Origin of the sequence: Legionella worsleiensis, assembly GCF_001467535.1 — a bacterium.
Classification (GTDB): domain Bacteria; phylum Pseudomonadota; class Gammaproteobacteria; order Legionellales; family Legionellaceae; genus Legionella; species Legionella worsleiensis.
In genome coordinates this window covers 390,035-415,840 of the sequence record NZ_LNZC01000012.1, presented here as the reverse complement: position 1 = coordinate 415,840, position 25,806 = coordinate 390,035, and the positions used below count along the sequence as shown (strand labels likewise).

Sequence of the window (25,806 nt, the reverse complement as noted above, 5' to 3'; positions counted from 1 at the left end):
CAGATAAAGCGAAGGATGATTAAATCATGTTTTTTACCCAGTTTTTTCACATACTGATTTTATTTTTTAGTATATTCACTTCTATTCATACTTACGCAACGGCAACTCAATCTTTAGAAACATCAACATTAATCAGTATCAAACTATTAGGAATTAATGATTTTCATGGTCAAATCAGTACAGGAAGACGTGTTAAAAACGAACCGGTAGGCGGAGCAGCGGTGCTTGCGGCATACATCAAAGAAGCTCAATCGGGTATGGAAGACAGAACAATAATTACGATAATGGGCGATCAGGTCGGTGCATCTCCTCCTTCTTCTGGTTTGCTTCATGATGAACCTACCATTTTATTTACTAATACTTTAGGTAACACCCATTGCAATACCAAAGACAGGATGAATCCTTTATGTAACGTCGTTGCTACGGTTGGTAATCATGAATTTGATAAAGGTCAAAAAGCACTGTTTGATTTAATCTACGGTACTGATAATCCGCCAACGAACCATTGGATCTCCTTACCTAATTATCCAGGAGCAGCTTATCCCTATATTTCTGCGAATATTGTTGATGAACGTACCAAAAAAACCTTATTTCCACCCTATGTCATTAAAGAAATTAATGGCATTCATATTGGATTTATCGGTGCCCTGTTAAAAAATGCCCCCGACTCCATGTTTCCCGATAATGCCAAAGGAATTCAATTTTTAGATGAGGCCAAAACCATTAATCACTATCTTCCCGAAATGAAGGCTCAGGGCGCAGAGATTGTGGTTGTTCTCATTCATGAAGGAGGCAACCAGATTCCCTATGCAGGAGATACCCAAACTCATTCTGATGTTACTGGTGCAATTAACGAGGTGATACACCAATTAGATGATGATGTCGATGTGGTTATGGCAGGACATACTCATCAGTTTCTTAATGCCTACATCCCTAATCGTAATGGAGTCAACATTCTGGTCACTCAGGCTCACAGCTACAGTGTTGCTTTTGCAGAAGTGACTTTGCAGGTGGATGCAATAACGCATAAAGTACGTCACAAAACCGCCAGAATCATTACAACCCACGCCCAAAAATACCCAGGAACCCATCCCGATACGACAGCGCTCCAATTAGTGAAACTGGCCGAAGATGCGGTAGAGCCTATTGTTTCTGGTTTTGTAGGAGTCGCTCAAAATAATATATCAAGAAATCAAAACACTGCTGGAGAATCGGGCTTGGGTAACTTAATAGCCGATGCGTTTAAAACGGAAATGAATGCCGATATAGGAATGACCAATCCAAGCAGTATGCGTGATGATCTGCCGCAAGGAACGGTCAATTGGGGGCATATTTATGCGGTCCTTCCTTTTGGAAACGGCGTGGTCAAAGTAACGCTCACCGGGCAGGATCTCTATGATCTTTTGGAACAACAATGGATGGGATCGTATGACAACATTCTGCAAATCTCAGGGCTGACCTGTATTTATGATCCCGCCAAACCTGTAGGGCACAGAATAACTAGTCTGCTGCATCACAATAAACCTCTGCAAAAAAATAAAATCTACAGTATTGCCACCAATAATTTCCTGGCTACTGGCGGTGGGGTTTTTTCTGTGATGCGAAGAGCAACTCATATCCAGGAGGGCGAAAGTGATAGAGATACGGTGCTTAATTACATTAAAAAATTACCGCAACCGTTCACCGCAGCGATTGAAGGAAGGATACAGCAAAGCGCATCACTGCGGTGACTAAATAAACCATAAATGCCAGAGACACTCATCTCCAGGGCAAACGCATCTAAATTATGAACATAAATCTCCACCCTTTTGCCTACGTCCTGCGCTTTATGCGCAGGATCCATGCGATCTTAGTGCAGGCAAAGATCTGGATTCTGCGCATAAAGCGCAGAACGTAGGCGTCTTGGTCTTAGATAATACGTTTAGATGCGTTTACCCTGCACTCATCTCGATACAGTCGATTGCAATGAATGAATTATGATAAGATAACTCCATACATAAACCATATGGACTTGGAACTGCTTTTTGGAGTTTATAATCTAAAACTCAACTTCTGTATCTCGTTCCTGTCCATTACTGTTGAGATGCTGCCATAGACAAAAACGCTGAACGTTATTATAAAACCGCCAAAACTTTATTTCTTCCTGTAAAGCCAATAAACGAAATTAATGGTTTTGAGGTCATCCTGGGATCTCGTCATTATTTGTTCAGGGAGAGTGAAAATCCGTTTAATAACATTAGCAGTTCCAGCATTGCGACGAATAAGTATTGTACCAGCAAAATACTGGAACACGCAGGGATCCCTGTTCCCCGATCCGTTATTATTCATAGTGACGATTTTCACAACCATAAAACCGGCGAGCTGATTCAGGGCTTAAAATTTCCTTTAGTCCTAAAGCCTTTATTAGATGGCTCTAAAGGTAAAGATGTATTATGCAATATCAAAACCTTAGACCAGCTCCTGCATTTTTTAAAACACTATCTTTCAGTTTATGAGTATTTATTAATCGAAGAATTTCACGGAAAATTGAACTCTTACAGAGTCCTGGTTTTTAATCGACGAGTAATAGGCGTAGTGCAACGATATCCTGCAAGTATTACAGGAGACGGCACACATACTATTGAACAATTAATTCATTTGACCAACAAACAACGCAAAATAATCAATGATTTTTTAGGTCCTATTGTTCTGGATGATGAAGGCAAAATCAAATTAAAAGAACTGGGATTAACTCCAGATTATGTACCGTCTTTAGGCGAGCGGGTTATCTTGGCTTATACCTCTAACGCAACCCGAGGAGGTACCTATGAAACTCTTGGAAAACACATGTGTAAGGAAAACCGTAAATTGCTGAGCAAAGTAGCGTCCGTATTAAATTTGGATCTTGCAGGAATCGATGTTGAATGCCTGGATCTCAATATTCCAATAACCCAATCTCACGGGGTAATCATTGAGGTAAATCATAGACCCAGTATACGGATACATGAACTTCCATTAGCAGGCAAGCCACAATGGGTCACTAAAACCATCATGCGTTCATTCATTTACCGCCATCCCTTGAGCTATTTACATGCACTCTTTACCCATAAACCCACATCATTTTATTTCCGGTCAATTACTGTGTGTTTGATTATGGCATTAGTGTTTTGGTTAGCGATTTGAATAACAATACTCCATGACGGCACGATTTATAATAAAACTGTTTTTTTATAAGCCTCGCCCAGGTTTTCGAGTTTATTGAATGCATAAGTACTATAATTAAAAGAGTAGGAATGAAAATAAAACCGCAAGATGTAATAGAGGTAACGCAATGAACTCAGTTCAGCTTTTAGATGCATCCTTAAGGGATGGAGGACATAGAACCAATTTCCATTTTTCGGATGAGCAGTTACGAGGCATTTTACAGCCTCTGGATAATACGGGTATAGAATTTATAGAAATTGGATACCGCAATGGCTCTTTACATCCCATAAAGAATATTGGCAGGGCTGGGATTACCGATAGAGATTATCTTCTTTTTTGTCAGTCTTTAATTAAAAAATCAACAATTGCCGTTATGGCTCACCCCAATAACATTAATGAAAATGATTTATTGGAATTAAAAAATTGCGGTGTAGGAATGTTGAGAATCTGCATCGCTAAAAATAAATTGGCTGAAGCTGTTCCAGTAATTAAACTGGCGCAAAAATTAAAATTAATGGTATCAGTCAATTTCATTCATATGACCTATTACACTGATGAAGAACTTGATGAGGTTGTTGAACAAGTTTGTCGCCATAAACCGGACGTGATCTATTTTGCAGATTCAAACGGCAGTATCTTACCGCAGCGCATTAAAGCCATTTATGAACGGTATACCACTAATTATTCCATTCCCTTTGGGTTTCATGCCCATGATAATATAGGCTTGGCTCAATCCAACGCTTTGGCAGCGCTTGATGCGGGAGTAGAGTTCATAGATGCCTCTCTTGCCGGTATGGGAAAAGGTACGGGAAATCTGAAAACCGAATTTTTTATCGCCTGCCTGCATGCTAATAAAGTACAGAAATATGATTTACACGCCGCACTCACTGCCTCAAACTACGTCAGAGATGCGCTCAATATTGGCCATGAAGCGATTGAAATGGATGAATTTATCAGGGGAATTTCCGATTATTCAACAGCTGATCTTAAAGCGCTGCCGCCAAAAACTGAGCCGGGTCGCTAGTAGGTATCAGTGATCGTTCACTGCTTACTGACTGTTTAATAATTCACCCATGAGAGCATCATGAAAAAAAAGAAAATACTGGTTCTAACTCCAGACACCCCCCACCCATCCTACATCGATTTGGTGGTCAGCCCATTGACCTTTCTTGCTGATGAATACGCTATTCATCCTCTGGATTCGCTAAGTATTATGGAAGACATCCCCTTATCTTCTTTTTATTCATTGTGGGCACAAAAGTTAGAGGCATATATTCCAAACTATGATGCTTTTTTTGGCTTTTCTTTTGGTGGCGTCATCCTGCAACAATGTTTTTCGCTATTTGCCGGGGTTAAAAAACCCATAGTACTGTTCTCCACACCAACATTTGCTGACATTACCCTCAAAAATACCCTTGAAAAAGTGATCACTCAATGTAAAAACAATCAGCTGGATTTAGCACTTAATACCCTCTACCAACACGTTTATTACCCTAATGCCATCCCGGAATACTCTCTTCATCAACTGGATAACACCGTGGCTATTGATAGGGTGATTTACGGTTTACAACGTGTTTTGGCTACGGATTCAACAGCCATAGTCTCATCATGTACAGTCAACCACCTGCATCTTATTGGTGCGCATTCTCATTTAGTGAACACAGATAACGTTGTTCCACCGCAAACAGGGACTTTGCTGCAGGTACCCGCAGCCGGAATGAGGGTATTACGAGATAATCCACACTATTGTCAAAAAGTACTTTGGGAGGCATTACGTCATGCCGAGCAATAAAATTCTGAATATAGCGGTGTTACCTGGCGATGGAATAGGGGCAGAAGTGACGCATGCCGTGCTTCCTTTGTTTGACGCATTACAGCTTCCGATACAATTGCATTTTGGCGACATAGGATGGTCTTACTGGAAAAAAGAAGGCACACCAATTCCGGCAAGAACCTGGAAACTCATATCCGATTCGGATACCGCCTTATTAGGAGCGACTACCAGCAAACCCACAAGAGAAGCCTTAGCAGAACTGGCGCCCGAATTACAAAAAGAAACACCGCATTATTGCTCACCCATCATTCAATTAAGACAACAACTGGATTTATTTGCAAATATCAGACCTTGTTTTTCGCTAAAAAATACAGAAAAGCAATTTAATTTTTGCGTCATTAGAGAAAATACTGAAGGTCTTTATGCCGGATTTGATTATTATCCTTTGCCTGAGCCGCTGAGCAAACTAATTCACGAAAACGAGCACTGGCGAACTATTCCCCGAGATGAAATCAGTTGTACCTTAAGACTGCAATCAAAATCCGGACTTGTTCGGTTAATACAGTTTGCTTTTGATTACGCCTCAACTCAAGGCTTTACTCGAGTTACGTTTGCAGATAAACCCAATGTCTTAAGACAAAGCAGTCCTTTTGCCCTGGAACTTTTTGAGGGTATTGCCAATAACTACCCTCATATCCATGCCGATATTTTAAATGTGGATGCCGTGGCATTATGGATGATCACTAGCCCTGAAGAATTGGGCGTCATTGTTGCTGAAAACATGTTTGGCGATATTTTGTCTGATGTTGGCGCAGGAGTAATGGGCGGTTTAGGGTTTGCTCCCAGTGCTAATATAGGGTTAAAAGGCAGCTACTTTGAACCTGTTCATGGCAGCGGGCCTCGTATGAAACCCCATAGTGCAAATCCTTGCGCTATGTTTTTGACCCTATCCATGCTGCTGAATCATTTTGGTTTTACAACACAGGCAAAAACTATCCGAGAGGCCGTCGCTGCAATTGTTCGTGAAAAGCAGTTTATTACTTATGACCTGGGCGGAACAAGCACGACTAAGGATATGGCTAAAGCCATTATTGATCGCTATGTGCTCATGGATGCACCATGCAACAACGTAGCCTTTACCCCAAAAGATACAGCGCCATTATCCACAGATCTGGATAAAATTAAAGAATTCAGCACCGCCGAACTATCAGATGCGCTTGATGCCTGTGGCATTGAAGGAGCATTATTGCATATAAAACCCTTAACACCGGGATTAAAACTGGTTGGGCCTGCTTATACCATTCAATATAAAGCCAACGAAACAAAATCATCAACATTTCAAAATGCGGCACAATATATCGATAATGTTCCCTCCCATTCAGTCCTTGTTATTGATAATCAGGGCCATGATGACTGTACGGTATGGGGTGATATTCTTACTCAGGTTGCACTGCAAAATAAAATAGCCGGGACGGTGGTACATGGCGCCGTACGTGATGTGCAAACAATTCGAAGCCTTGCATACCCCCTGTTTTGTAGTGCTGTGTTTATGCGCTCTGGTAAGAACCGGGTCCATAAAGCTGATGAGCAATGCCCTCTTCATATTAACAACATACTCATTAATCCTGGCGATATTATTGTTGCAGATGATAATGGCGTTCTGGTCATTCCGAGAAATAACCTGACAGAGATACTTGATAAAGCAAGCAATATCAGAGTGACCGAAAATAAAATAAAGTCTGCCGTTCAATCAGGCTCTACTTTAAAACAGGCACGAATCACGTATCATTACGATCAACCCTGGTTAAGCCCCAAAAAATAAGAAGCTATTGTGCTCGATCTTGATGCTTATGATTTTATCGATATTCATTATCATGCCGACCCTGATCTGTACCTAAGGCGTTGGGATGCGCTGGACGCTGGAAGAATATATCAAGACTGTCATGGAGTTGTCGTTTTAAAAAGCCATCTTGGTGCGACCTCCATTCAAGCAACCCTGGCGCAAAAATTAGGGCTACCTGTTCTGCCTTCACTGGTGTTAAATCATAATACGGGTGGAATTAATTATCGTGTGGTCATGCATGCATTAAGTGAATATCAGCCCTTAATACCCGCACGAATGATCGTTGATTTCCCAACCATCACGGGAAGAAAAATAAAATCTCGACTGGCACGAACACTCGCTCATCCACAATTAGCACCCAACAGTTTGCAGCCTGAAACCGTTTTTAATGAACACAATCAACTAAAAAAAGAGGTCATTGATGTGTTAAAAATGGCTAAAGATTACCCCATTGTGTTATCAACCGGACATGCCTCAGCAGATGAAGTCTACGCATTAGTTAATGCGTGCATCCAATATAACGTGGGTGCTTTATTACTTAACCAACCCGCAAATCCACTGACCAACCTGCATACAGCGCAATTAAGAGAGTTAGCACAAAACGACTTTATCTGGATAGAACAAACCGCACTAACCTGTTTATTAGGTTATCAAGATAAAGACGAGGTACATGAAATACTCCGCTCATTACCCAGAGTACTCTACAGTTCTGATCTGGGGCAAACAGAGCAAATGGATATAAAACCATGGGTTAATTATTCAATAAATTTGTTTGCTCAATGGCAATTATCCGAGCAAAGAATAAAAGAACTCATGCATCTTAATGCGCAGACTTTACTAAAGCTCTAAAGAGCCTGACTTAATGAGGTGCGCCCCCGCTGTGACCTCAATAAATCAAGCAAAAAGCTCTCGTAAAAACGTTAATGTCGTTGTCCAGGAGCGATGATCGGCGCGTTCGTTATAATGCAATCCCATCTCATCATCATGAGCCTCAGGGTTAGTGAATGAATGTTGGGTATGGCCATACATGTGAATTTGCCAATCGGCTTTTCGTTGATTCATTTCATCTGCAAATTGTTGAACCTGTTCTGGTGGTACCAAAGGATCATCATAACCGTGCAACACCAGAATTTTGCTCTTAATTGGTTCCTGAGGCACATGTTTTGGAGGATGAAGCAACCCATGAAAACTGACCACGCCTTTGATTGCGGCAAGGGAGCGAGCCAAATCCAGAACACATAATCCCCCAAAACAATAGCCAATAGCGGCAATTTTTGCTTTATCGGCACAAGCGAACTGATTTAAAAACTGAACTGCGGCCATAATACGGGACAGCAGTATTCTTCTGTCCTGCATCAAGGGCGCCATTAATGCTCTGCGTGCCGTTTTGTCAGCCCCGGTTCTGGCATCGCCATACATATCGACAGCAAAGCCGACATAACCCATTGCAGCCAGTTCTTCTGCCTTAGTGCACATCCGTTCGCTTCGGCCAACCCAGTCATGCACCACCATAACCGCAGGCAGTGGATGAGACAAACTGCTGTCGTAGGCAATAAATCCCCTGCATTCTGTAGTACCGTCTTTGTACTTTATTTCGTTACTTATTATCACGTTTTATCTTATCAAAAAAAAATAAACCCTGTTAAAAAAAGGGGAAACTATTCATCTGCATTCAATTAGAATTTGAAAATCAGATAGAAACAGGCAGCAACGGAATTCGTTAAACTGTTGCTGCCCTATTTGGAGGGTTATTACTCGGCACCAACTCCACCGCCTGGAGATTTACTGCTGGAGCCACCATCCTCACCAGATTTACTGCCACTTGCTGAAGCTTCGCCTCCGGATTGAAGAGCGCTCTTGATGGAGGAGCCCATTTCACCAACTCGTTTACCGGCTATAGCCCCCATTTTTTGTCCCATTTGTGACTGTGCCCCTTGGGTTTGCTCAGCACCAGCCTTAACCCCTGCTTTAAGCTCTTCACCCCAGCCAGCAGCGTCCTGCCCCAGACTTTCAGGTGAACCACTTATCCAGCGTAACACTTTATCGGGCAAATAAGCGATGAGCGAAAATGCTTTTTGCACCATAATGAGGTACATGGTGGTGTATATTAATATGGAGAAGAAATAAGCGTACACTCCCGCCCAGTCTGTATACCCTCCCGTTCCCGATGCTTGCTGAGGCGGTGCGTTCTTGGCCATCTCGAAGCCACCAAAATTGGAGCCGGATGTATCGAGAGTATAGCTGCCTGTCTGGATGAAGGAAATGGCATGATCAAACCCTGCATTCAATATCCATACCCCGACATAAGACAAAGCAATTGCGCTGATATATCCGATGATCATCATGGACGGCCTTAAAAACACGTTCATCAGAATCATAATAGCAGCTTCACCTTTACCGAACGCATCATGTCCCTCGGGGTGAGTCACACCCAAAGCAACAATGGGCGCTGCGACCATCGCTTCAATTACGGCAATAAGCCAGGCTATGGAACCAAAAGTGAAAATCATATACGGCAAGACAGGAATGTAATACGCAGTAACAAACCCTACGGCAACCATAGTACCCACCCATGCCATAAGTAGCGGCAGAGATAAGCCGATTAAAGCGTATATAAACAACCCGAAAGGAAATATTAACGAGCTGCTCACCGCTATATCTATGAGCATAAGCCATAAGTTAGCCGAGAAGTTTATGTACATCACACCCATATTCGCCAGAGCCACAATGGGGTTTACTCCCGGTTGCGACACCGTATTCAATCCTGCTTTAAAGATAAGACTCATTCCTTGCAGCGGAACCATCAAAAAGGCCATGATCACTTGATTGATGATCTGGGAGAACATTTTCAAAAGCGTGTTATACAAGTTCCTGAATATGACGTTGTAGAAGAGATCACCAAACATTCTTCCCAGACAGAAGGTGAAAAAGAGAATTCGGACTCGACCGCAATCAAAATCTCCTTTGGGTAAGTAATATTGCTCCGTAGAGATACTGAAATCTATCATATTGGCAAACTGCGGTTGAGCAATTCCGGGTTGCCCTGGTAATTGCACCATCACGGAGTTATTGATAAAGCCGTATACTGTTGATGACTGCTGATTACCGACTACCGGGCGCTTTGCATCATCTTTCATGCTTGGCTTGGAAACCATATCATCTAAAGAGGCACCGTTGATGATTGATTGCACCTTATCCAAAGGGGTTTTATCACCTTGAAACCAGGTACACAATAACGAATATTGACCGGAACAACTGTTGTTAGAAGTGAAGCTGGATACCAGATTTGTTGGATCAAAGGTACTGGTATTTAAGCCAGTATTGGTATCAAACTGATTCGCACTTGTTACCGCATTTCCATTCAATTGCACCAAATCAAAGAAATACGAGCCAGCCATAATCCAACCCTGATTGGCTGCTTGGGTAATGAAATCACGGGATGTATTACTGTTGCTGTTGTTGTTGGCCTGATTAATCAGGTTTAACGTAGGCATCATGACTGCGTTGTAATCAGAAATAGCGCCCAAAAATTCCGTTCCGTTAAACAAAACACTGGAATTCGTCCCTGTAGGGGTTGGGACAGGCCCCCAAATCACACAGACTTGCGAATAATCACTACAAATCTGCCCTTGAGCCGTAAAAGGTACACCAAATTGCTGCTTGGCTATTGGTGAAAAATTAGTCGTTGTCGTTCCAGTATTGGTATTGGAAAAATCAGGGTCATTATTAATAATGATCTGGGCGATAGAAGACAAGGTGATGTACATTTGCTGAATTGCTATAGCTCGGGACATTTGTGCTGTTTCAAGCTGAGAGGGAGTTAATTGTTGATAGAGATTCGGTATTTCATTGGTATTGCCTTTTTTGTTTGTTTTCGTCATCGTTTGATTGGGATCAATAGTACTGTTTAAACTATTCCAGGTAATGGTTCCACAGATGCCGTTTAAAAAATTGAAAGGAGAGGTTGAATCAAAATTAGGCATTGGTAAAGAAAAACTGTTGGCGCTTGGATTATTATTTTGAGTAATGACCGCATTAACCGTACCTAAAAAGTCAGGCACTGCCGTTTTACAAAAATTGTCCATCACCTCAGAGGGATTACCCGCACAAGGCCCTACATCATTGGCCTGAGATTGCAGATAACTCTGTCTTTGTGCCTCCAGTTTATTTTGCAAGCCCAACATACACACCTGACCGGCAAGAATAGTCAGGGCGCCATCAGAGACGCCGCCTGTTGATGATGCAGTCAAAGCATCCGCCGGATTTGCCTGCGCCTGGATGATGACCCCGCCCCGGTTTAGATAACCCAAGGCGGCCTCCCAAACCTTATCGGCTGCGCCTATTCCCTGGACAATGACCCACATGACGAAAATTTGCATCATGCAATAACCGGATGCTTTAGGAATTAATAAAGCCAAGCCCATAGTAGAGCGCAAGGGAATCCAGATTGAAGACCATTTTTGCCCAAGCATTTGCCCTTCATGGGCGGTATTCATGGTGGATACCAAAAGGGTGTAAGTGATAATAATACCACCTAAGGCCAATACTGCAGCATTGAACACCCCAAACATGGTGCCCATGATTTGACTGCCCGTGCCATGCAAAACACCGTCAACCACACCGAACAAATTGCCCAAAAAGATAACGGAATAATCAGTTGCCGGAGGAGCGAAACTTAAAGAGCCGGATTCGTCAGCGAAAAGTAAAGCGGGAAACAGGAATAAAAGAACAGTTAAAACCAGTTTATTCATTCGTTCTCCCCCAGGATACCTTGTTTATACCACTCTATCACAGTGCAACCCAATTTTTTATGTTTTATTTGGAAGTACCAGAAATGATAGCGAAATGCCAAAACCAAAGCGATCATCATAACAACCAAGCTTACTACAACCGCCTTAATTGAGCCGTAAAGAAGTTGATATCCCGAATAGAAAAAAATCAGTCCAGCAACGGTCAACATCACCATGCTCAACCGAAACAAGGCATTTTGTTTGGCTTGCAACTCAGCATCAGTTAACTTCAATTTGTTAACCGCCAAATCAAAAGATTCCACTTCGACATTCTTCTGGCTGATAAACAAACGCTTAAAGCCGTTTATCAGATAAAGGGTGAATGCGTTCATTCTGTCCCAGTCAGACCAAGTGCGAATGTTAACAATTCGCCTGAACATATTTCCTATTCGCGTACCTGATTTCTTTTTCATATTTTTTACTTTATTAATAATGGACTTTTACCCTTCATAATATACTATAGTAGTATGTAGTGGATTCGTCCATCAACTTATCACCGTAAAAAAAGAGTAAAAAATGCCTGATCTCAGTCACGAAGCATCTGCTAAATACTGGTTTGAATATTTGGATCCCATGATTTACAGAGTGATTACTTTTATGGAAAGTGTCGAGGACTGGACACTAGACGGCGATCCTGAATTTGAAGAAGCAATGACGCAACTGGGCAAAGAACTCGACGATATAGAAAAAATCGATCTGGGACTCATGGCCGAAGAAGAAAAATTCATTCAAATCGTTGGCAATATCAAGTCAGGCAGAGGGTTACGTTTATTGCAGGCGATTGATACTGTGCATCCAGGCAGTGCGTCAAGAGTATTAATTCGTGCTGAAGAGACGAGCATGGGAGCACATGATGCGGCCGGCTTCTTTCTCAAGAGAAACATCATATTCGAACGTTTACGATTATTATCACGGGTTTTTTGTCAATACCGCCTGAAACTTGTTCTACGCGCACTTGAAGGGGATGAATAATGAAGTTACTGTCAAAATGTTCACTGGTTACTTTGTTGTGCCTGAGTAGTTATTCCATTGTGGTTACAGCCACCGATAATATTCTCGATGTACCCACTCAAAATAATAACAACAGCGATGTCAGCACCTACTTGAAAAATCTGGGAAGTTTTATGGGTTTTGACCTCACAACCAACAACCCGCCTACCCCCCCTAGCAATTTTACCTCAGCATTACTCAATGAGGTGGATGCCAGTCTTTTTCAGAATTATGTTTTCAGTACTTTTTTTGGCGCCATTCCTGTCAATGCGATGGGACAGGTCATGCAACAATTTGTGCCAACATCTATTCCTGGAGCCAAAGGAGTCAACGATTTGGCTAACACGACCTTCAAAAATTATGGCGATGGCTCATCCTCAGACAACACCAGCGTTACTGCTTCTATTTTACTGGATCAGCAAAGTTCAACCAGCGGTTCGTTCTTGCCTGACCCCGTAAGTCAGGCAGTTTTTAATATTCTGGGAACTCCTGATTATTCGTACTGTATGAATAATGACGGCTCAGCATGGAATAAAGGAAACTGCCAATACCTCTACCAGGATAAAGTTAATTTTAACACTTCGGGTTACATTCCCAAAGTCACTGAATACTTCAGCTACGATTACAATCAAAAATTTATCTCGCAGCTCAACAGTAACTCGCTAATAGCGCCATTACTGTATTCCCCTGATCAAATTTCTTCATCAGGAACGAGCTCTTCCTCTGCACAGCCCGGAAGCAACCCGGGATTAAGCGCTCAAACTCAGGCTCAACTTGCGAACAATTTTATTCGTTATGCCGCAGGCCTCGTATCTCCTTCCTCATTACCCAAAATGAAAGACTATGGCGATTTATACCAGTTAGCAACCAGCAACGCCAACGCAAATCCACCCAATCCACAACAAATGCAAGCTCAAGCAACCATTAGTAATTATTTTAACAGCCTCAGAGTTTACGCAGCCCAAAGCTCCGTTGGCTTCAGTAATTTATATTACATCATGTCCAGACGTCTGCCTCAACAACAGCCTTCTGCCGGTGATGGCAGCTCGGCAGTAGTTTCAAGTCAGGCATTAAGCGAATTTAACATGGCAACATGGCGAATCTTGAACCCAAGAGCACAAACAGGGCAAGATGGACTCCCAACCCAATGGATGCAGCAATTGGATACGGCCTCTACGGCGACTATTCAAAAAGAAATCGCCGTACTACTGGCAGAAATCAATTACCAAATGTATCTGGATCGCCAGTTGCAGGAGCGGATATTATTAACCAATACAATTATGTTAATGCAGAATTTAAAAGCCGGTGCACCTTCTGCTGATTTCAGTACTCAAGGTAGTGACGCTCAATCAACCAATTCTGATGGAACCCAATAATCAGGGACACAACTCAAGTAGATTAAAATACTGCATCAAAACTCCCCGGATTATCCGGGGTATCCTCCAAACCCTTTGCCTATAAAAACGATGAGATTTTGAACTCATGTCATGTGGACATGCTCTCTATGGCATCACAATTACACTGCATTCACAGAACCCTGTGCTTAATGAAGACAGACTAATTATCCCCTGAAATGTTTTATATTCTTTTAACATACTATAAATGCACTAAAACATGGGTGCAAAAAATAGCTGATATGGTATTATTCCAAACAAAATTTGCAATAATCTTTAACGTATCTGACAAGGAACGATTCGCATAAAGATGCGTTAACTTTTAAAAAAGTGAGCTGTTATGCCCAAACCCTATATTTTTTATGTCTCCGGGATGACCTGCACCAGTTGTAGTTCAACATTAGAATCTTATTTAAAGGCAATGGATTTAGGGGAAATAGAAACTTTTGATGTGAAGGTAACAGAACCTGATCCAAAAAAACTCACCATTACTTTTACTAATGAAGAAGACCTTTCTGCTGAACAACACTTAAAAAAGTGGAATAGCATAAAAGGTTATATAGAAGATTTAAAATATACCTGTGAAGACGCTCAGTATGCAGAGACTATATCGGCAAAAACTATTGCGTCGCAGTTCGAACAAAGAAAAAAAATTCTCAAGTCTCATTGGCTTCTTGGCGCTTTAGGATGTATTTCAGGAATTGCATTACTTGCACTGAGCCTGACCATGGGGGGATTACCCCTAATCGCCATGATTCCTATTGCCTGTTTAAGCAGTGCACTTACTGTATTACTTGGGGCACGTTCTTATTATGAAGCTTGGAAAAAATTAATCACCTTACAAAGCCCAACAATGGATACCTTGTTTGCTATTAGCACCATTTCGGTGATGATTGTCTCTGTTGCCGCATTTTTTGTCCCCTGGCTTCCCATGATGTTTGAAGCAGGATTACTTATTTATGGGTTCAGGCATATAGGCATTGCTATAGAGGAAACCATCAAAGAAAAAATCTCATCATCACGCTTTCAAGATAGAGCGCCCAAATCGGTACGGCTGGCTTTGTCTGAAGACGCACAAGAAACAGACTTGCTGCAGATTAAGGCTGGTGATCGCATCATCATCATGCCAGGCGAAATCATTCCTTTAGATGGAGAGTGCGAGAATGAAAGCAGCATCTACACCACCATCATCACCGGTGCAATATTGCCTCAACATGCTCGCAAAGGGCAAAAAGTCCTTGCCGGCATGCGTCTGGCAGAAAATACATCTCCCTTAACCATTTGTGTTTCAAGGCCGGCTGCCCAATCATACCTTGCCCGTCTTGATGAAGGAATTGAACAATCCATTCACGAAAAAGCACCTCTGGAAATAAAAACAGGTCAACTTCTTTCCTATTTTGTTCCCATGGTGATAACTCTGGCAATAAGTTCGGGCATTATTTTAGGACTATTCTTCCCTCCGGCAATTGCAATCCAATGTGCGATATCCGTTCTGGTTTCAGCCTGTCCTTGTACTCTGGGTTTAATCATCCCGCTGGCAGTAAAAACCGGCATTCATAAAGCAGCAGAACATGGAGTAACATTTAAAAACTCCAAAGTACTGCAAGAAGCAGAACAAATAGATACCATAGTCTTTGATTTAAACGGTACGCTCACTGAAGGAGTTCCCGCAGTAAAGCATTATGCAGTGCTTGATAATGCACCTGTAACCTGCGATGATTTTCTGGCCTTGTGCTCCGCCTTGGAGGATGATTCAAGTCATCCGGTAGGTAAATCAATTCATGCCTTTTGCAATAAACATCCCATAAAAAAATTAACGGCTACAAAATCTCTATCTCCCCATCATTCAGGCATCCAGGGGAGTATCAACGATAAACACTACTTAATAGGAAGTCCTGCATTGATGAACGAAATGGGGATTTCAACCGCACATCTGGAAAAAACGCTAAAATTAGAAGCTGGAGACAGTCTTGTACTTCTAGCCCAAGACAAAAAACTCTTAGGATACATCATCATCACTGATCCGCTTCGCAAGGATTCATACAAAACCATCAAAACATTGACCGAGATGGGCAAAACAGTACATTTATGTACTGGAGCGGATCACCATACTGCCGCTCGCTATGCAAAAGCCTTAGGAATTACTCATATCCATGCAAATGCTCTGGCCAGATCTTTGGTAGATGGAGATAAATCCAAACCGGCTTATTTAAAAATTTTGCAACGCAAAGGACACAAAGTAGCAATGGTAGGAGATGCAGCTAATGATGCCCCAGCTATAGCCGCAAGCGATCTGGGCATAGCAGTACTCTCTCAAGACAGTGATGAATTAACCCAACAACACGCCGGAGCAGTTATTCAGAAGAATACTTTATTGCCTATTATCAATACGTTTTCTGTTTCTCAACAAACAGTGTCCAATATAAGAGAAAATTTGCTTTTTAGCCTTATCTACAATACAGCTGCAATACTCCTTGCAGGTGGATTACTGGTAGCAGTGGGCATTACCTTGAATCCAGCAGTTGGTGTTGCTCTAATGGCAATACAAGCGAGCCTCATTATGTTTAATGTCTATCGCTTTAAAAAACAACCCTTACAACAACCCCAAGATATAGAACAAATCAAAGAACAATCAGGCACAGCAAATCAAACACTGCACCCCAAAACTTTAGAGCATCAAGCCAAAACAGCCAATAAACACCAAAAAACAGTTGCAAGGGCTCATCCAAATCCTGATCCTCATCATTCAAGTTATCTATGGAACATATGCTCACGAGCCGCTGCAAAGGCTGATAAACCATCGAGATGTACCGAAGAAAAAGCAAGCCAAGTATCGAACAGAACCTAGCCCGGGAGTAGGCTACCCAAAATATCAAGAGGGTTATGGTTTGCTTTTTGCTCTCTGGTAATACCTATAGCCAGGAGATGATAACAAAAGCAGTTTATCAATATCTGACTCTATTTCTTTTAGCGCTTCAACATATTTACTAAAAGTGTCAGTATACCAGTAATCAATGGTTGTATTAAAATAGCGGGCAAGTTATCTTTTTTTTTGACATTGTTGTGCATAATACGTGGTGTTATAAATAAAAGACCATTCAACACCAAATAAAAATAACGCCTTGATTGAGGGTATTTCAGTGCAATAAATGCGGCAGGACTCAACAAAACGGCAAAGTAGATACCGTATTGATGCAGGGTATTACTTAAATAAGATTTATGCCGGTGTAATCGGTGTTGATGAATTTTTAATTGTTTTGTTATCAACACTATCTCTTTTTTCGTCTGGTTCCGTAAGTTCATGTTTATTAAGCTCAGCATTAGAAAGAAATTCCCTGGTATTGATAAAACTCATATTTTTTAAATTAAACGTTAAGTACTGCATCAAAATAAATAAAATAAGGAGATTAAGTACCAAAACCGCAGAACAAGATACCGCAAAACTACCCGACAAGGCATAAACACCACATCCAAACAAGACAGCCATGGTAAACCAGGTGGTAATCAGAATAACAAAGAACATACAAAGAGTTAAAACCAGGGGGATGATACTTTGTCCAGCCAGCCTGGTTTCATATCGGATGAGTTTTAAAAAGGTTTTTCCAAGACTGAAGTACTCAGTGAGGTACCCTTCCAAATGGTGCAGCCAAGTAATCATTTTTTAAAAAATGCAGCCAACAGCATACCCACGCCTGCTGCGACCAATACTGAAGTCAGCGGTTTTTCCTGAATTTTCTGTACCAGTTTATCAGAATATTCCTTAACGGTTTCTTCAGCATCCGCAACTTTGTTGACTCCCTCATGATATACTTCACGAGCAAACTTTTTCCCTTCATGAAGCAGCTCCTCGGCAGCAGCGGCAACATGAGCGCTTTGGGATTTTTGGTTGGTGTTTACAACTTTTGATTTCGTAGCAGCCATAATAATCATCCTTGAAAAAGCCGTGTAATTTAAAGTCTAGTTCAAAGATCACTATTTTGCACACCAGTTCACAATTCCATAGCGCAACACCTGACTAAAATATTTGCGCCAATTGGTTCATGACATCATCCACAGTGATCAGTTTCATTGCTTCATCGCCATGAACTTGCGTCCCCCAAATATTCTGAGCCATTGAATAACCCAACACGTGCTCCACAGCCTGAGGATAACGATTAACAACCAAATGTTGAAAGGTATAAGGCCCGGAGATTAAGGGATTGGTGACTGCATGCAAGGCCACAACCGGAGTGTTGACTGCTACAGACATATGAGAAGGTCCAGTGTCAGGGCAAAGTACTGCCTTGGCTGAACTAATAACTGCCAGGAGTTGCTTGGGTTTGGTTTTTCCAACCAGATCAGTCGCTGGAATAACCTGCCGTATTTGCTCAGCAAGAAAACGATCGTATTCACCAGGCCCCCCGGTCAAAACAATTTGCGCCCCCCATCGCTCTATAACCTGTTGCAACACGGCAATGTAGCGCTCAACAGGCCAGCTTCGCTCCGGTTTACTGGCGGCAGGATTAACAACCAGGATGGGATCTTGTTGCGGTAAATGGTTTTGCGCCCACTCATAGTCAGCAGAGGTTACCGGCAAATCCCAGCGTATTATGCGTTCCTTGATACCCAATGGTTCTGCAAATCGCAAAAAACCTTCTAAAGTATGCTCCTGCCCTGGATTAATTTGCTCTTTGACAAACCATCCGTGCGCATCATTGGCACGATGCGTATCATAGCCAATTTTACGTTTTGCCTTGATTAAAGGATAGAGCAAATTAGTGCGCAAACTGGCCTGAGGAGCTAACAGAACATCAAATTGACGGCTGCTCATCTGTTTTTTAAATTGCCAATAATCAGACAGTGTTTTAGGTTTATCAATAACGATAAATTCTACACCGTCCATTCCCTCTACCAGATCATAAGCCGGCCGAGAAATAATCCAGGTTAATTGAGTATCAGGCAGACCAGATTGCAGGGTTCTGATTAAGGGAACCAGCATCAGAACATCCCCTAAAGCAGAGAGCCTGACGATACAGATGGACTTAATCATTTTGTAAAACAAAACGGGAACCGCAATAGGGGCAAACTTCTACTCCGGTTTTTTCAATGGGCAAATACACTTTGGGATGTGCATTCCACAACTCCATTTCATCAGTTGGACAACTGAGCGGTAACTCATGATGATGCACGACATAATTCTTTTGGGTACTTGCCGGTTCTTTAATTGATTTTGACATGTTGTTCCTTTGCGGCATGGAATAAATTAAGAGTGCTCATTATCTAATATTTCCCTGGTTTTCGCCAGAATCTCATTACTAAAAGTCTCAATTTGCGGATCATAACGAAAAACCTCATCCCAATGGCGCAACCAGGTTAGCTGTCGCTTTGCGAGTTGTCTTGTTGCTGCAACTCCTTTTTCACCCAAAGTCGAATAATCATAGTCCCCCCGAAGATACTCAGAAACTTGCCTGTATCCCACGCAACGCATTGATGGCATATTCATATCTAACGGCCAACGGTTTTGTAATTGCTCCACTTCTTTAACCAATCCATCATCTAACATGTGTTTAAAACGTATGGCGATTCGCTCATGCAGCCAGGCTCTTTGTTGCGGAAATAATACAAAATTAACAAATCGAAATGATGTTTTTTGCTTCTTTTCAGCAAGAAAACGGGATAAAGGCATCCCCGATACGTAATAAACTTCCAGGGCGCGCTGGATACGTTGAGCGTCATGTGCATGAATACGGCCTGCGGTATCGGGATCAATGTCTTGCAGTTTTTGATGAAGAGCGCCCCAACCAATCGTGGCAGCCTCATCTTCTATTTGTTTACGAATCATCCCATTCGCTTCAGGAAGCTGAGACAAACCATTTTGGAGCGCATTAAAATACATCATCGTGCCACCGACAAGCAAAGGTATTTTGCCTTTTTTAATTATCGCCTGACAAAGAGAGGTGGCATCGGTACAAAATTGGGCTGCCGAGTAGGATTCAACAGGATCTATAATGTCTATTAAGTGATGCGGGGCATGTTGCAATTCCTGGGTTGAGGGTTTTGCGGTACCTATATTCATTTCTTTGTATATCATGGCCGAATCGACACTGATTATTTCAAAGGGAAGATGCTGCACTAATTCACACGCTAATCCCGTTTTTCCTGAAGCAGTAGGACCCATTAAACAAAAAATCAAATTAGACATGCAACAACTTCCGACAATCATTAACGGTTAACGCTTTAAACGTCCCCTGGCTTCCGAAATCCTGATTCTGAGAATTAAATAAAAAATGATTTAACTCCATGCGCTCATCCTGAGTAAAATATTTTAAATCAAAACTCTGACTTTTACTGATTAGCGCAACAAGGGTATTACTGTCCATGACATGCAAAGCAAATATCGATTGAAGCAACTGGTTCAAGTCCAAATAAGGTAATATAACAGGCACAGTTTGAACCCGCACCGTATCTTCGCTAAACATCTCCACCTGAATTCCTAGCTGAGCCAGTTGCTGTTTTAATTCAACCTGATTTAAAGCGAATCCCTTGGGAACTGAATAATTAAGAGGCACTAACAATGGTCTGCACTGCAAAGGTAAATTCGCATGATCTAACTGATGACACACCCATTTTTGATATAATGCCACGCCATCGACTATGTAGGGCTGCTCATTAAAGAAAACAAAGAGAAACTGATTATTTAAAACAATCCAGGAAGCATCAGTTGGGGTTACTCCTCCCAATCCAGATGATTTATTCTTGCCGAATAAGGGCAATTCAGACGCTGTGTTTAATCGAGAAATGGCAGCTAAATCAGCATAAGATGTGGTTAGCCCATAGTCAGATGGATAAGAAACCGGCTCACCAAGTTCTGAATTTCTTCCTGAAACCGGATCCGCTGCACGTGTGTAATCGACATCACTGGCCAGATTGGCGGCACCAAGCGCTTTACTCAAGTGAGCAACAAAAAAATCATGAATCAAACGAGGTTGTTGAAAACGTACCTCGTGTTTGGTTGGATGAACATTCACATCGACATCAGCGGCAGCAAGACTAAAATACAATAAACATGCAGGAAATCGACCTGGATGCAAATGGCCATCATAAGATTGTTTTAAGGCATGATTGATTAATTTATCCTTCACCATACGTTGATTAATGTACACCCATTGTCTGTCGTTCTGGCTTCGTTGATACCCAGGGCCACTTACCCACCCTTGCAGACTCATTCCAGCCATATCCACATTAAGATAAATAGCATCTTTCATAAAAGCTGAGCCAAATATTTTCGTCAGGCGAGTTAATTTTGCTTGCTCATTTAGTGCCGGGGGCAGAGATAAAACCAGTTTATTATTATGCTTTAACGTGATGGCTATAGTTGGGGCACTCAAGGCAAAACGCTTAACGACCGTTTCTATAGCCTGAAACTCAATCTTTTCGCCTTTCAAAAATTTTTTTCTTACTGGGGCATTAAAAAACAAATCAACCACATCTATTGTTGTGCCAACACCACGTGCGCAAGGAGAAATACTGATGTCATCGCCTTGAATCCGCAACATCATAGCATGGTCTTGCTCAGCCGGTCGGGAACTGATAGTCATTTTGGCAATAGAGGAAATACTGGCTAGTGCTTCTCCTCTAAATCCCATACTGTCTATAGCATACAAATCATCAAGTTTTGCTATTTTACTGGTCGCATGAGCCGCTACAGCCAAGGGCAAATCCTCAGCGACTATACCCATACCATTATCGCTGACTTTAATTTGATTTAACCCGCCATAACCTATCTCTACAGTAATGCTGTTGGCTCCCGCATCAAAAGCGTTTTCAAGCAGCTCTTTAACCACCGATGCGGGTCGCTCTATGACTTCTCCTGCGGCAATCTGGTTTGCAATGACAGCAGGCAATTGATGTATTCTCATACCCATGCAGAAGGAATCACTAATTTTTGCCCTGGTTTCAGGGCTGGCTTGCCAGAAATGCCGTTCATCGCCTGAAGGGCCTGAACCGTTACATGGTAGCGAGAGGCTATAGCGGGCAAAGTATCACCAGATCGGACAATGTGATAATGGGTAGATGTCATTGCTTCGATACGAGTACCATGCGGTGGATTTTCCCAAAAATAATTTTTTATCCCATGAAAAATGGCCTGACTTAAACGGGATTGATAGGCTGAACTGGTCAAATTGCGCTCTTCTCTCGGGTTTGAAATGAAACCGGTTTCCACCAAAATGGAAGGAATGTCGGTAGATTTCAAGACAACAAATCCGGCTTGTTCCACTTTGTTATTGTGTAGATTGGTAAAATTGTCCAGTTGACTCAACACCTTGCTGCCCATTTGCAACCCTGAGTTAATGGTTGCGGTTTGAGATAAGTCAATTAACACCGAGCGCACCACGCCATTGGAATCATCCAGATCGCCAAGGTTAACGCCACCTAATTCTGAATAGTTTTCTTTTTCTGCCAACCATCGTGCGGCTTCACTGGTCGCACCTCTTTGTGATAAAGCAAACACTGAAGCGCCATTGGAGTGTGGATTATTAAATGCATCGGCATGAATGGAGACAAATACATCGCCATTGAATTTTCTGGCAATATCCAACCGTTGCCTCAACCCAACATAATAGTCACCAGATCGTGTTAATACGGCTTTCATTCCCGGTTGTTTGTCAATGAGCTGTTTTAACTTCAAGGTAATGGCCAAAACAACATCTTTTTCCTTACTCTTGCTCGGTCCCCTTGCTCCCGGATCTTTACCACCATGCCCGGCATCAAGAACCACGATAACGTCTCTTAAATATCTATTTGAAGGACTATGAGGTACTTTTATGGGTCGGGAATGCATTATTGCCGGTTGATTGGCATGCACTTCCTCCGATTTAACTGATACTGCTGTCGGTTTCTTCACTTTTTGCGACTGGGTGACTGGGTAATTGGGCTTGTTTGGCGTGGCTTGATGTACTGTCGGTGAGTTGTTCATGGCCTCCATATCAATACGAATTCCCTTATTCTCCCAGAGAGAAGAGCGCACCTTAATATTCTGGGTCACATCAAAAACCAGCCTTAAGGTCTGGGGATTAGGAAAACCACTACGAACTTGTTTAATCAGCGAAGCGTTTAAGCCGAGTTGCTTGAGATTAACGCCAAGACTTGTGGTATTTAGATCCAACACAACCCGATTTGGATTTACTAGAGTAAACACCCTGTGACTAAATAAACCATCTACCGTGATAAACAATGAGGTTTTTCCCGTGTCTTGAGACAGGGTAATATTACTCAATTGAGCGGTATAAACAGATGCAGAACCTATACATAAGAGCCAACTCAAAACCCATGCACGTATTGTCATTTTTCACCTGCCAGGCAAGCTAAAACTCGTTCACCAGCTACGCTTGATGCGCAAACCTGCATTTCGCGACCAGCACCTTTAATACCTAATTTAAAACGAATATCAACTTGTGGCAATGCATTTCCAGCATGTTCTGCCCATTCAATACAACAAATAGTATCATGGGAAAAATAATCCCTGAATCCCAAATAATCCAGTTCTTCTTCGTATTGTATACGGTACAAATCAAAATGATGAACAGGAACACCATGACATGAGTAGCTTTCAACCAATGAAAATGTTGGGCTCTTTATCGCAGACTGTACGCCCATATTTTTTAACATGGCTCTGATAATTGTTGTTTTTCCTGCTCCTATCTCACCACTAAAACACAGGATGAGGGGCGGTGCAATACAAGAAGCCAAGCGTTGGGCAAAGCGCACACTGGCTTGCTCATCCACAAGGTCAATAACCATTAATTTGTCGTTACTGTTACTTATCATGATTTCATACAATTCAAAATGTTAGGCAACACATCCAGTAAATCACTGGCAACAAGACCGGCCTCTCCTAAAGTTTGGGCGCATAGATCTCCCGCCGCAGCATGAATCCAGACACCGAGTTTTGCTGCATCCACCAAAGACAATCTCTGAGCACAAAACCCGGCAATAATGCCGCTTAATACATCACCCATACCAGCCGTTGCCATACCAGGATTCCCTTTAGGACAAACAAAACTCTGTCCATATGCCGATTGGATTATCGTACCAGCGCCTTTTAGCACAACAATACCGCCATAGTGTTGTTGTATTATCCTGGCAGACTGATATCTGTCCTTTTGAATTTCTCTGGTTGAACAGGAAAGCAAGCCCGCTGCTTCACCAGGATGAGGGGTTAATATCCAATTATCATCTACCTGTGGATGCTCTGAAAGCAGGCGAAGTGCCGAAGCATCAATAACCATAGGTAGTTGTGACGTAATCGCAGCAAAAAACAAATCGTGTGCCCATACGCTTTCACCAAGACCTGGACCAATCACACACACCGTTGCTTTGTCTAACAAAGGAGTTAATTCATGTGCGGACTCTACGCCCCAAATCATGACCTCCGGTGCTATAGACACGGCAGCATTTGCAAAATTGGGCCAGGTAGCGATAGAAACTGCCCCAGCACCAATGCGCAAGGCAGCTTTTGCCGCAAGACTGGCAGCCCCTGGCATTCCTGGACCACCCCCAACAACCAACACATGACCGTAATCCCCTTTATGAGAATTTCGTTTTCTTGGTTTTAATGGCATGGACAGTAACGATTCACTTAACAATGTTGCAAAAGGCGATTGTTTTTCAATCAATGACTCAAGAGTAAGAGAGGCACGATGGATTACTCCACAATAATCTGGGCCATCCAGAGTATACATTCCCGTCTTAAGCGCAATAAAAGTCAGGGTAACTGTCGCTTTCACACAAAAATTTTCAACCAGTCCAGTATCCGCATTTAATCCCGATGGAATATCCAGAGACAAAACAGGTAACCCACTGGAATTAATCTGATTAATGGCCGTAGCAATAACACCATGAACAGCACCCTTCAAGCCTGTGCCTAATAAGGCATCGACTATCAGCTCAACATCACCATCCAGCGGCTCATCAGCGGATAGACATTCAACTCCGGCATCTATTGCTTTATTCGCTGCGTTTTTAGCAGCAGCGGGCAAATCAGCAATAGCTTTACACTGATACACTACTACTGAGAGCCCTTGCTCGTGTGCCAACCTGGCAAATACATATCCATCCCCTGCATTATTCCCAGAGCCACAAAACACTGCAATATGACGCACATGAGAAAAATGCTGATGCACAAACGTCAATGCCTCGGTCCCAGCCTGCATCATTAATTCATGTTCGTCCAATTGAAATAATTGAGTAGCTTGCTGTTCACAGGCTCTGATGTGTTCACTACGATAAAGGGCATTTTCTGGCTTGGTCACCTGTTGCTCCGAAATCTGTATTTGAAGAATAACTGCTTGCAAAGACTTTAGCCAAAGTAATGCATAAACACCGTGGCAAAATCCACTTTTACACTGTTACAAGAAGCAGCAGGTTCCTCGCATTGAGTAACCCGCATTAACTTACTCTACCAATTTTAATGATGGTTTTTTTCTTACAGAAGCATCTGATTCAGGTGAACTGGTTGGCGGTTGAGGCTCCTCGCCTTCTTCTACAGTAAAAGCAATCCCCCTACCGTTCTCTTTGGCATAAATTTCCAATACCGCATTAGGAGCCACAAATATTTGTTCTGTTTGACCAGAAAAACGTGCGGTGAATACAATGCGATCATTTTCCAGTAAAAGACCACGCGTCGCTGAGGGCGAAATATTCAGTACGATTCGGTCATGACGAACATGCTCTTTAGGAACCTGAACATTAGGATAAGTCGCATCAACCAGTATATAAGGGGTCAACTGATTATCGACTATCCAATCATAAAAAGCGCGTATCAGATAAGGTTTATTTGATGTCATTGCCATG

Annotated in this window: 22 protein-coding genes; 9 read left to right on the top strand and 13 right to left on the bottom strand. The window is 42.2% G+C overall.

All coding sequences use genetic code 11. From position 1 onward, the window contains the following. Nucleotides 1-26: 26 nt before the first annotated feature. From Lwor_RS07745 to Lwor_RS07720, 6 genes are all read left to right on the top strand, one after another. On the top strand, nucleotides 27-1,730 hold the full coding sequence (locus tag Lwor_RS07745) for a bifunctional metallophosphatase/5'-nucleotidase (RefSeq protein WP_115091003.1): 1,704 nt from the start codon (nucleotides 27-29) through the stop codon (nucleotides 1,728-1,730). A gap of 472 nt (nucleotides 1,731-2,202) precedes the next feature. Then, a complete protein-coding gene (locus Lwor_RS07740; protein ID WP_238584635.1) occupies nucleotides 2,203-3,162 on the top strand; it encodes a UDP-N-acetylmuramyl peptide synthase in 960 nt (319 codons plus the stop codon). Nucleotides 3,163-3,310: 148 nt separating this feature from the next. Further along, on the top strand, nucleotides 3,311-4,207 hold the full coding sequence (locus Lwor_RS07735; RefSeq protein WP_058493302.1) for a beta/alpha barrel domain-containing protein: 897 nt from the start codon (nucleotides 3,311-3,313) through the stop codon (nucleotides 4,205-4,207). Between the two features lie 60 nt (nucleotides 4,208-4,267). Next, complete coding sequence (locus tag Lwor_RS07730) at nucleotides 4,268-4,975, top strand: hypothetical protein (protein ID WP_058493301.1); 708 nt, start codon at nucleotides 4,268-4,270, stop codon at nucleotides 4,973-4,975. Continuing rightward, nucleotides 4,962-6,779 carry an isocitrate/isopropylmalate family dehydrogenase gene (locus tag Lwor_RS07725; RefSeq protein ID WP_058493300.1) on the top strand — a complete coding sequence of 606 codons (1,818 nt, stop codon included), beginning with the start codon at nucleotides 4,962-4,964 and terminating at the stop codon, nucleotides 6,777-6,779. The genes Lwor_RS07730 and Lwor_RS07725 overlap by 14 nt, the downstream gene beginning before the upstream one ends. Before the next feature lie 9 nt (nucleotides 6,780-6,788). After that, a complete protein-coding gene (locus Lwor_RS07720; protein WP_058493299.1) occupies nucleotides 6,789-7,649 on the top strand; it encodes a DUF6282 family protein in 861 nt (286 codons plus the stop codon). Between the two features lie 45 nt (nucleotides 7,650-7,694). Here Lwor_RS07720 and Lwor_RS07715 read toward each other — a convergent pair whose 3' ends face one another. The 3 genes from Lwor_RS07715 to icmV form a co-directional block, all read right to left on the bottom strand. After that, nucleotides 7,695-8,411, bottom strand: a complete 717-nt coding sequence (locus Lwor_RS07715) for a dienelactone hydrolase family protein (protein ID WP_058493298.1) — start codon at nucleotides 8,409-8,411, stop codon at nucleotides 7,695-7,697. Between the two features lie 140 nt (nucleotides 8,412-8,551). Continuing rightward, on the bottom strand, nucleotides 8,552-11,551 hold the full coding sequence (dotA, locus tag Lwor_RS07710; protein WP_058493297.1) for a type IVB secretion system protein DotA: 3,000 nt from the start codon (nucleotides 11,549-11,551) through the stop codon (nucleotides 8,552-8,554). Beyond that, a complete protein-coding gene (gene icmV, locus Lwor_RS07705; protein WP_058493296.1) occupies nucleotides 11,548-12,003 on the bottom strand; it encodes a type IVB secretion system protein IcmV in 456 nt (151 codons plus the stop codon). Before icmV ends, dotA begins: the two co-directional genes overlap by 4 nt. Before the next feature lie 103 nt (nucleotides 12,004-12,106). On the opposite strand from icmV, the gene icmW reads away from it, so the two are divergent. The 3 genes from icmW to Lwor_RS07690 all read left to right on the top strand — a co-directional run bounded on the left by icmW (nucleotide 12,107) and on the right by Lwor_RS07690 (nucleotide 16,822). Further along, nucleotides 12,107-12,562: a type IVB secretion system protein IcmW gene (gene icmW, locus Lwor_RS07700; protein WP_058493295.1), complete on the top strand. Its 456-nt coding sequence runs from the start codon at nucleotides 12,107-12,109 to the stop codon at nucleotides 12,560-12,562. After that, nucleotides 12,562-13,956, top strand: coding sequence for a type IVB secretion system protein IcmX (icmX, locus tag Lwor_RS07695; RefSeq protein ID WP_058493294.1), 1,395 nt, complete (start codon nucleotides 12,562-12,564; stop codon nucleotides 13,954-13,956). The genes icmW and icmX overlap by 1 nt, the downstream gene beginning before the upstream one ends. Nucleotides 13,957-14,314: 358 nt before the next feature. After that, a complete protein-coding gene (locus Lwor_RS07690; RefSeq protein ID WP_058493293.1) occupies nucleotides 14,315-16,822 on the top strand; it encodes a heavy metal translocating P-type ATPase in 2,508 nt (835 codons plus the stop codon). A 369-nt stretch (nucleotides 16,823-17,191) separates the two neighbouring features. Here the strand turns inward: Lwor_RS07690 and Lwor_RS07680 are convergent, their stop codons facing one another. The 10 genes from Lwor_RS07680 to Lwor_RS07635 form a co-directional block, all read right to left on the bottom strand. Beyond that, nucleotides 17,192-17,632, bottom strand: coding sequence for a hypothetical protein (locus Lwor_RS07680; protein WP_058493291.1), 441 nt, complete (start codon nucleotides 17,630-17,632; stop codon nucleotides 17,192-17,194). Further along, entirely contained in the window at nucleotides 17,629-17,895 is a 267-nt protein-coding gene (locus Lwor_RS07675; RefSeq protein WP_058493290.1) for a hypothetical protein, read from the bottom strand. Before Lwor_RS07675 ends, Lwor_RS07680 begins: the two co-directional genes overlap by 4 nt. Before the next feature lie 94 nt (nucleotides 17,896-17,989). Next, nucleotides 17,990-19,003, bottom strand: a complete 1,014-nt coding sequence (locus Lwor_RS07670) for a glycosyltransferase family 9 protein (RefSeq protein WP_058493289.1) — start codon at nucleotides 19,001-19,003, stop codon at nucleotides 17,990-17,992. After that, nucleotides 18,996-19,190, bottom strand: a complete 195-nt coding sequence (locus Lwor_RS07665; RefSeq protein ID WP_058493288.1) for a zinc-finger domain-containing protein — start codon at nucleotides 19,188-19,190, stop codon at nucleotides 18,996-18,998. The genes Lwor_RS07670 and Lwor_RS07665 overlap by 8 nt, the downstream gene beginning before the upstream one ends. 26 nt (nucleotides 19,191-19,216) lie before the next feature. Next, nucleotides 19,217-20,155: a tRNA (adenosine(37)-N6)-dimethylallyltransferase MiaA gene (miaA, locus tag Lwor_RS07660; protein ID WP_058493287.1), complete on the bottom strand. Its 939-nt coding sequence runs from the start codon at nucleotides 20,153-20,155 to the stop codon at nucleotides 19,217-19,219. Continuing rightward, nucleotides 20,148-21,878, bottom strand: coding sequence for a DNA mismatch repair endonuclease MutL (gene mutL, locus Lwor_RS07655; protein WP_058493286.1), 1,731 nt, complete (start codon nucleotides 21,876-21,878; stop codon nucleotides 20,148-20,150). The genes miaA and mutL overlap by 8 nt, the downstream gene beginning before the upstream one ends. Then, on the bottom strand, nucleotides 21,869-23,299 hold the full coding sequence (locus Lwor_RS07650; RefSeq protein WP_058493285.1) for an N-acetylmuramoyl-L-alanine amidase: 1,431 nt from the start codon (nucleotides 23,297-23,299) through the stop codon (nucleotides 21,869-21,871). The genes mutL and Lwor_RS07650 overlap by 10 nt, the downstream gene beginning before the upstream one ends. Continuing rightward, nucleotides 23,296-23,781, bottom strand: a complete 486-nt coding sequence (gene tsaE / locus Lwor_RS07645) for a tRNA (adenosine(37)-N6)-threonylcarbamoyltransferase complex ATPase subunit type 1 TsaE (protein WP_058493284.1) — start codon at nucleotides 23,779-23,781, stop codon at nucleotides 23,296-23,298. The genes Lwor_RS07650 and tsaE overlap by 4 nt, the downstream gene beginning before the upstream one ends. Further along, a complete protein-coding gene (locus tag Lwor_RS07640; protein WP_058493283.1) occupies nucleotides 23,778-25,265 on the bottom strand; it encodes a bifunctional ADP-dependent NAD(P)H-hydrate dehydratase/NAD(P)H-hydrate epimerase in 1,488 nt (495 codons plus the stop codon). The genes tsaE and Lwor_RS07640 overlap by 4 nt, the downstream gene beginning before the upstream one ends. Nucleotides 25,266-25,406: 141 nt before the next feature. Next, nucleotides 25,407-25,805 carry a ClpXP protease specificity-enhancing factor gene (locus Lwor_RS07635; protein WP_058493282.1) on the bottom strand — a complete coding sequence of 133 codons (399 nt, stop codon included), beginning with the start codon at nucleotides 25,803-25,805 and terminating at the stop codon, nucleotides 25,407-25,409. Between the last annotated feature and the right edge of the window lies 1 nt (nucleotide 25,806).